General features: G+C 73.0%; 1 protein-coding gene. It reads right to left on the minus strand.

Going from position 1 to position 2,237, the window contains the following annotated elements:
* The coding region (locus tag N912_RS59695) for a condensation domain-containing protein (RefSeq protein WP_037070451.1) at positions 1-2,237 on the minus strand (2,237 nt) is incomplete at both ends.

Here is a 2,237-nt window from a genome sequence, read left to right on the forward strand (position 1 = left end):
GAGGCCGGCAGTGCCACCGCGACGGGGACGTCCGGGCCGACCCCGTGGGTGATCAGGTGCCGGGCCAGGCGGTTGGAGTCCGCCTCCAGCCGTGCATAGGTGGCGATGCCGTCCCCGGCGACCAGCGCGACCGCCTCGGGGGTCCGCGCCGCCTGGGCGGTGAACAGCCGCGGCAGGATCGTGGGGGTTACGTCGAAGGCGGTGGCCGAGGCTCCGCCCAGTGCCCGCTCGCGCTCGGCCGGCAGCAGGACGTCCACCCGGCTGAGGGGAGTACCCGGATCCGTGACCACGGCCCGCGCCACCTGGACCAGCCGGTCGGCCAGCGCGGTGGCGGTCTCCTGGTCGAACAGGTCCGTGGCGTACTCCACCTGCCCTCGGAGCCCGGCCGGGCGGCCGTCCGGGCCGTGCTGCTCGGCCAGCGCGAAGGTCAAGTCGAACTTGGCCACGTTCAGGCTGCCCGGCTGGATCGCGGTCGCGGTCAGCCCGTCCAGGTCGCAGACGGCTCCAGGGGTGTTCTCGAAGGCCAGCATCGTCTGGAACAGCGGGTGCCGAGCCGGGGAGCGCCGGGGTTGCACCACCTCCACCACGTGTTCGAACGGCACGTCCCGATGGGCGTGGGCGGCCAGGTCCGTCTCGCGTACCCGGCGCACCAGCTCCCGGAAGCTGGGGTCACCGGAGAGGTCGGTACGCAAGACCAAGGTGTTGACGAAGAATCCGACGAGGTCCTCGGTGGCGGCCTCGGTCCGGCCGGCCACCGGGACGCCCAGCGGGATGTCCTCCCCGGCGCCCATCCGGCCCAGAAGCGCGGCCAACGCGGCCTGCACCACCATGAAGACGGTTGCTCCGCACTCCCGCGCCAGCGCCCCGAGCCCTGCGTGCAGCTCAGCGTCCACGAGCAGGTCCACGGTGGATCCACGGTGGGAGGCCGTGGCCGGGCGGGGGCGGTCGTAGGGCAAGGACAGCTCCTCGGGCAGGGCGGCCAGTGCCGTCCGCCAGTAGGTGGCCTGCTGGGCCAGCACGCTGGCCGGGTCCTCCGGGGCGCCCAGCACCGTGTGCTGCCAGCGTGCGTAGTCGGTGTACCGCACCGGCGGCGGGGGCCAGTCGGGGGCGATTCCCGCGCGCCGAGCGGCGTACGCGGTGGACAGGTCGCGGGCCAACAACTCCAGCGACCAGCCGTCGGCGGCGATGTGGTGGAAGACCAGGAGCAGGACGTGGGTGTCCTCGGCACTCGCGGGGGCGTCGTGGACAGAGAAGAGGTGGGCGCGCAGCGGTAGCTCTGACTCCAGGTCGAAGCCGCGCCCCGCCGCCTCGTTCAGTGCCGCCTCCACGTCCTCGGCCGCGACGGTCGCGGTGTGCGGTTCGAAGGCGAGCGCTTCCGCGGCCGGGTCCAGCACCCGCTGGAGCGGTTCACCGTCGACGGTGGGGAAGATCGTCCGCAGCGCTTCGTGCCGCGCGACCAGGTCGCCGAGCGCGGCTTGGAGCGCGGAACGATCCAGCGCCCCGGACAGCCGTAGCGCCCACGGGATGTTGTAGGTGGCGCTGGCGGCGCCCTCGATCCGGTTGAGCAGCCACATCCGTCGTTGCGGGAACGACAGCGGAATCCGGTCCGGGCGGGGCTGCCCGGCCAGCTCGATCAGCGAAGTCCGGGTGGTGTCGGGTTCCGCACCGGCCTTCCCGGTCGTGTTCGCCTCGGTGGTCACCGGTTCGAGCAGCGCGGCGAGCGCGGCCACCGTCGGTGCGTCGAACACCGCGCGTACCGGGATCTCGGCCCCCAGCTCGACCCGGATCCGTGAGATCAGCTTGCTCGCCAGCAACGAGTGCCCACCGGCCGCGAAGAAGTCATCGTCGATCCCGCCGGGCTCGGTCCCCAGTACTTGGGCGAAGAGGGCGCACAGCCGCTCCTCCATCGGGTTGCGGGGAGCTCGGGAGCTGGTGTCGGCGGCATGGTCGGGGACCGGAAGGGCCGTGCGGTCCAGCTTGCCGTTGGGGGTCAGCGGGAGCGCGTCCAGGGTGACGAGTGCGGCCGGGATCATGTGGCCGGGCAGCCGCGCCGCCAGGTGGGAGCGCAGCGCGTCCGGGTCGACCGCTTTCCCCGCGGCCGGCACGACATATCCGACCAGGCGCTGCTGCCCGGGGCGGTCTTCTCGGGCGGTGACGGCGGCTTGGGCGACTGTCGGGTGGGAGGCCAGGGCGGCCTCGATCTCGCCTGGTTCGATGCGGTAGCCGCGGATCTTGAT

Origin of the sequence: Actinospineispora acaciae DSM 45401, assembly GCF_000620785.1 — a bacterium.
Classification (GTDB): Bacteria; Actinomycetota; Actinomycetes; order Mycobacteriales; family Pseudonocardiaceae; genus Pseudonocardia; species Pseudonocardia acaciae.